This is a genomic window from Streptomyces olivaceus (assembly GCF_000721235.1).
Taxonomy (GTDB): domain Bacteria; phylum Actinomycetota; class Actinomycetes; order Streptomycetales; family Streptomycetaceae; genus Streptomyces; species Streptomyces olivaceus.
The window spans coordinates 1-6,567 of sequence record NZ_JOFH01000084.1 but is presented as its reverse complement, the minus strand read 5'-3'; the positions used below and the strand labels follow the sequence as shown (position 1 = coordinate 6,567).

General features: G+C 73.2%; 1 protein-coding gene and 1 pseudogene. Both read right to left on the bottom strand.

All coding sequences use genetic code 11. The annotated features are described in order from the left end of the window. A partial coding sequence (locus tag IG94_RS44160) for an acyltransferase domain-containing protein (protein ID WP_282916626.1) occupies positions 1-217 on the bottom strand: 217 nt, incomplete at its 3' end. A 147-nt stretch (positions 218-364) separates the two neighbouring features. Beyond that, positions 365-6,531 (bottom strand): annotated as a pseudogene (locus IG94_RS43940) (type I polyketide synthase); the annotation flags it as partial. Between the last annotated feature and the right edge of the window lie 36 nt (positions 6,532-6,567).

Here is a 6,567-nt window from a genome sequence, read left to right as displayed (position 1 = left end):
CGGGGGTGGTGCCGTGGTGTTGCCAGGTGCGGGCGAGGGCGATCATGAGGGCGAAGAGGGTGGGTTGGAGGACGTCGACGCGGTGGGGGTCGGGGGTGTCGGGTTCGCCGCGTAGGACGGAGAGCAATGACCAGCCGGTGTGCGGTCGTAGGGCCTTGTCGCAGGCGTGGATGTGGTGGGCGAAGACGGGTGAGGTGCTGAGGAGTTCGAGGCCCATGCCGGTCCATTGGGAGCCTTGGCCGGGGAAGACGAAGACGGTTTTGCCGGGGGTCGCGGTGCCCTGGGTCAGGTTCGGGGCCGGGGTGCCGTTTTTGAGGGCGGTGAGTGCGGGGCGGAAGTCGTCGAGGGTGGTGGCGACGATGCTTGCGCGGTGGGTGAACATGGTGCGGGCGGCGAGGGTGCGGGCGACGGCCGCGGGCTCTAGGCCGGGGTTGTTCTGGATGTGGTGGAGCAGGTGTGTGGCTTGGTCGCGTAGGGCGGGTTCGGTTTTGGCGGAGAGCAGCCAGGCGACAGGACCGCTGTGCGGCTCGTGCGTGACCGGGTCCTGGTCGGGTGCTTGTTCGATGATGATGTGGGCGTTGGTTCCGCTGATGCCGAAGGAGGAGATGCCGGCGCGGCGGGGCCGGTCGGTGGCGGGCCAGTCGCGGTCTTCGGTGAGGAGTTGGACGTTTCCGCTGTCCCAGTCGACGTGCGGGGTCGGTTCGTCGATGTGGAGGGTGCGGGGGAGTAGTCCGTGGCGGATGGCCTGGACCATCTTGATGATGCCGGCGACCCCCGCAGCCGCCGCGCTGTGGCCGATGTTGGACTTGATCGAACCCAGCCACAAGGGTGCTTCGCGGTCCTGGCCGTAGGTGGCGATCAGTGCCTGTGCTTCGATGGGGTCGCCGAGGGTGGTGCCCGTGCCGTGGGCTTCGACCACGTCGACGTCGGCCGGTGACAGGCCCGCGCTGGCCAGGGCCTGGCGGATCACCCGCTGCTGCGCGGGACCGTTGGGAGCCGACAACTGGCTGCTCTGACCGTCCTGGTTGACGGCGGAGCCGCGCACCACCGCCAGGATCTGGTGGCCGTTGCGGCGGGCGTCCGACAGGCGCTCGACCAGCAGCAGACCGACGCCCTCACCCCAGCCGGTGCCGTCGGCCGCCGCGGCGAACGACTTGGATCGGCCGTCCGGGGCCAGCCCGCGCTGGCGGCTGAAGTCGATGAAGGAAACGGGCGTGGACATCACCGACACGCCGCCCGCCAGCGCGAGGTCGCACTCGCCGTTGCGCAGGGCCTGGGCCGCCAGGTGCAGGGCCACCAGTGATGACGAGCAGGCCGTGTCCACCGAGATGGCCGGGCCCTCCAACCCGAACGTGTAGGACAGGCGGCCGGAGACGATGCTTGCCGCGTTGCCGGTGATCAGGTAGCCGTCGAGGTCGTTGTTGCCGTGCATCAGGGTCAGGTAGTCCTGGCCGTTGGTGCCGGTGAAGACGCCCGTGCGGCTGCCGCGCAGCGACTCCGGGTCGATGCCCGCGTTCTCGAACGTCTCCCAGCTCGTCTCCAGCAGCAGGCGCTGCTGCGGGTCCATGGCCAGCGCCTCGCGCGGATGGCGTCCGTGCCCTCGGCCACCAGCCGCCACAGCGCGTCCGGGGAGACCGCGCCGCCGGGATAGCGGCAGGCCATCCCCACGATCGCGATCGGCTCGTCGTCCACACCGGTCGTCCGGGCGACGGAGGTCTCCCGTCGGATGCCGAGGACCTGGACTCGCAGGTGCTCGGCCAGCGCGCTCGCGGTCGGGTAGTCGAACAGCACGGTGGCGGGCAGCTTGAGGTCCAGCGAGGTCGCCAGCCGATTGCGCAGCTCGACGGCGGTGAGTGAGTCGAAGCCCAGCTCCTGCAGGGGTCGTTCGTCGTCGATCGAGTCCGCGCCGCGGTGCCCCAGGACGGAGGCGATGTGCGTCCGCACCAGCTCGCGTACGACCTGGGTCTGCTCTCCCTCGGAGAGGCCGCGCAGGCGCCGGGCGAGGTCGTGGCCGCCGCCCGCGGCACGGCCGGCCGGAGTGCGGATCAGGGCACGGAAGACCGGCGCGAGCGTTCCGGCGCGTGCCTGTCGACGCAGTTCGGAGTGGTCGAGCCGGACCGGCATCGTCCTGGCGCGGCCGTCGGTGAGTGCCCGGTCGAACGCGGCGAGGCCGTGCTCCACTGTCGTCGGCTTCAGACCGGAACGTGCCGTGCGCGCTGCCTCGGCCCCCCTCGCCTCGGCGTCCGCCTCGTCCGGTCGGTTCCATGGGCCCCAGGCCAGGGGGACGGCCGGGAGGCCTTCCAGGTCGCGCCGGTGGACGAGCGCGTCGAGGAAGGCGGCGGCGGCCGCGGTGTGCGCCTGACCGGGCAGGCCCAGCGTTCCCGCGGCGGAGGAGAAGACCACGAAAGCGGCGAGACCGGCGTCGGCGGTCAGCTCGTGCAGGTGCCGGGCGAGTTCCGCGCGTGGCCGGAACACGGCGGTGACACGGTCGGGCGTGAGCGCGGTGAGCACACCGTCGTCCGACTCCTCGACGGCGTGTACGACGGCCGTCAGCGGATGGTCCGGCGACACGCGGCTCAGCAGGTCGGCGACACCGGCCCGGTCGGTCGTCTCGCCCGGCGCGACGGTCACCTCGGCGCCGAGAGCCGCGAGTTCGGCCAGTTCGCCGGCCTCCGGAGGTGTGGCGCCCGGCGTCCGGCCGAGCACCAGATGACGTACTCCGTGCTCGCGCACCAGGTGACGGACGAGTGGTGCGGCCAGGGCGCCGGGGCCGTGGACGACCAGTACGGTGCCGTCCTGGTCGAGCGTCGGAGCCTCCCGCGCCGCCCGCGCGGCCTCGCCGGGTGGGACCGTCGGGCGGACGAGACGAGGTGCGTACGGGACGCCGTCGCGAACGGCGAGCTGGGGCTCGGCGGTGGCCAGCGCGGCGAGCACCGAGGTCGTGGTGGCCTCCGCGTCGAGGTCCACGACGGCGAAGCGGTCGGGGTGCTCGGCCTGCGCGGAGCGGAGCAGACCCCAGACGGCGGCCTGCCCGAGGTCGTCGATCCGGTCGGCGTCGTGGACCGCGACGGCGCCGCGGGTGAGCACGACCAGGCGGGCGTCGGCGTACCGCTCGTCGGACAGCCACGTGTGGGTGAGCTCCAGCATCCGGGTGAGCTGTGCCTCCGCGTCGCCGTCGCCGCCGTCCGGGCACGGGACCAGGACGGCGCCGGGCACCGGTGTGCCTTCGTCGAGGAGTCGGCCCAGTGCGGCGAGATCGGGGACGTGCACGCCGGAGGTGTCGGAGGTGTCGGAGGTGTCGGAAGAGCTGGAGGAACCGGGGGAGCCGGGAACGCCGGGGCTGCGCGTGGTGTCGTCGCCGAGGACCGCCCAGCGCGACTCGTCGACGGGCGACGACACCGAAACCGCCGTCCAGCCCTGCTCGTAGCCGAGGTCGAGGCCGGCGCTCGCGAACTCGCGGGGGCCGACCGGCCGGAACCCGACCGCGTCGACGGTGGCGACGATCGCGCCGGTGGTGTCGGAGACCACCACAGAAGCGGTGTCGGTGTCGGTGCCGGTGTCGGTGCCGGTGTCGGTGGGGGCGAGCCGGACCCTGAGGTCGCGCGAGGCGGTGGTCGCGGTGGTCGCGGTGACGCCGGTCCAGGTGGCCGGGACATGTGGCTTGTCGCCGCCCCCGCCCGCCGCCGACAGCGCTGCCTGGAACAGCCTCGGGTCGAGGACGAAGCCGTTCTGCTCCATCTCCTCGGTCGCCCGGAGCTCGGCGTGGACGACGTCCCCGTCCCGCCATGCCGCGCGCAGGCCGAGCAGAGGATCCTCACCGGAATGGCCGATCGACAGGAGCCGGTCCGCCAGCTCTTCCGGGTCGAGAGGAACGGCTCCCGCCGGTGGCCACTCGGCCGGGACGCCGGCGGCCGAAGCGGTGACGTCGTCGGCGATCGTGCCCGTGGCGTGCCGCGTCCACGGGGCGTCCGGAGCTGCGGAGGGCCGGGAGTGGACGGTGACCGTCCGGCGGCCCTGCTCCTCGGGCGTCACCGTGACGTGCAGGCGGGCCGCGCCGGTCTCGGGCAGGACCAGCGGCGTTTCCGCCGCGAGGCGCTCGACTCCGGAGAGGCCGACATGGTGGGCGGCATGCAGTGCCATGTCGAGCAGGACGGTCTCCGGCACGACGGTCGCGCCGTGCAGGGCGTACGCGGCCAGCCACGGGTGGGTCGTGGCCGAGAGCTGCCCGGTGAAGATGACGCCCTGGTCGTCGGGCAGCTCGATGACCTCGGTGACCACCGGGTGCCCGGTGGCCGCGCCGCCGCCGGTACGGCCGGTGGGGTGCAGCCAGAAGTGCCGGTGCTGGAAGGGGTAGGTCGGCGTGTCGACCCACTTGCGCGGGCCGAAGAACGCGGCCCAGTCCACGGCCGCGCCCCGCGCGTGGGCCCGGCCCAGCCCGGCCACGAGCTGCGCGACCTCGGACTGGTCGCGGCGCAGCAGCGGAACGAACGCGGCATCGGGCGCGGAGTCGGGACCCGCCGCCGACAGCGCGGCGTCCGGGCCCAGCTCGACGAACGTCGTGACGCCCCGGTCCCGCAGGGTCCGTACCCCGTCGGCGAACCGTACGGTCGCCAGAACGTGGCGGACCCAGTACTCCGCGGTGGACCAGGCGTCGGTCGCCTCACCGGACACGGTGGACACGACGGGGATCGCGGGGGAAGCGTAGGCGACGCTCTCCGCGACCGCCCGGAACTCCTCCACCATCGGTTCCATCAGCGGAGAGTGGAACGCGTGGGACACCCGCAGCATGCTTGTCCGACGCCCCCGCGACGTGAACTCGGCGGCGATGGCGGTGACGGCGTCCCCGTCCCCGGAGACCACGACCGAACGCGGCCCGTTCACCGCGGCCAGCCCCGTGCCGGGGGCGAGGAGCGGCAGTACCTCGTCCTCGGTGGCTTCCACGGCCGCCATGGCCCCGCCGTCCGGCAGCGCCTGCATCAGCCGGCCGCGCGCGGCCACCAGCCGGGCGGCGTCGGCCAGGGACAGCACACCGGCGACATGGGCGGCCGCCAGCTCGCCGACGGAGTGCCCGGCGAGCAGATCGGGCCGCAGGCCCCAGGACTCGACCAGCCGGAACAGCGCCACATTGAAGGCGAAGAGTCCCGCCTGTGCGAACTCCGTCCGGTTCACGGCCTCGGCGTCGTCGCCCCAGAGCACGTCCCGGAGCGGAACGGCGACATGCTGCTCCAGTTCGGCCAGGGCGGCGTCGAAGGCCTCGGCGAACACCGGGAAGGCCGCGTGGAGTTCCGCACCCATGCCCGGCCGCTGCGATCCCTGACCGGTGAACAGGAACGCGACCTTGCCCTCGGTGACCTCCTGCGGGGCGACGGAACCACTCGCCACCGCTTCCAGAGCGGCGGTCAGCTCCGCCCGGTCCGCGCCGGTCACGACCGCGCGGTGGTCCAGTTCCGCGCGCCCGGTCGCGAGCGCGCGCCCGGCGGCGGCGAGACCGTCGTCGGGCAGCCTCCCCAGGAAGGCGCGCAGATCGGCCGCCCGGGCACGGACCGCCTCCGGGTTCCGGCCGGACACGACCCACGGCACCGCAGCGGGCCGCGGTGGTTCCGGCGTCTCCGCGACCGCCGACGGCTCCTCGATGATGATGTGGGCGTTGGTTCCGCTGATGCCGAAGGAGGAGATGCCGGCCCGGCGCGGCCGGTCGGTCGCGGGCCAGTCGCGGTCTTCGGTGAGGAGTTGGACGTTTCCGCTGTCCCAGTCGACGTGCGGGGTGGGCTCGTCGACGTGCAGGGTGCGGGGGAGCATCCCGTGACGTATCGCCTGGATCATCTTGATGACCCCGGCCGCACCCGCAGCCGACTGCGTGTGGCCGATGTTGGACTTGACCGAGCCGAGCCACAGCGGCCGTTCGCGATTCTGCCCGTACGTGGCGAGGATCGCCTCGGCCTCGATGGGGTCGCCGAGGGTGGTACCGGTGCCGTGCGCCTCCACCGCGTCGACGTCGGACGCCGACAGTCCCGCGCCGGCCAGCGCTTCGCGGATCAGCTGGATCTGCGCCGGACCGTTGGGCGCGGTCAGGCCGTTGGAGGCGCCGTCCTGGTTGACCGCTGAGCCGCGGACGACCGCGAGGACGCGGTGGCCGTTGCGGCGGGCGTCGGAGAGCCGTTCGACGAGCAGCAGGCCGACGCCTTCGCTCCAGGCGGCTCCGTCGGCGTCGGCGGAGAACGACTTGGAGCGTCCGTCGGGCGCGAGCCCGCGCTGCCGGCTGAACTCGATGAAAGCGGTGGGAGTGGCCATGACGGTGACGCCGCCGGCCAGTGCGAGGTCGCATTCGCCGTTGCGCAGGGCCTGAACGGCCAGGTGCAGGGCCACCAGCGACGACGAGCACGCCGTGTCCACCGAGATGGCGGGGCCCTCCAGCCCGAAGCTGTAGGCGATCCGGCCGGACGCCACACTGCTCGCGCTGCCGGTGCCCAGGAAGCCTTCGAAGCCGTCGGGGGAGGCTTGCATGAGGCGGTTGCCGTAGTCGTCGTACATGACGCCGGTGAAGACGCCGGTGCGGGTGCCGCGGAG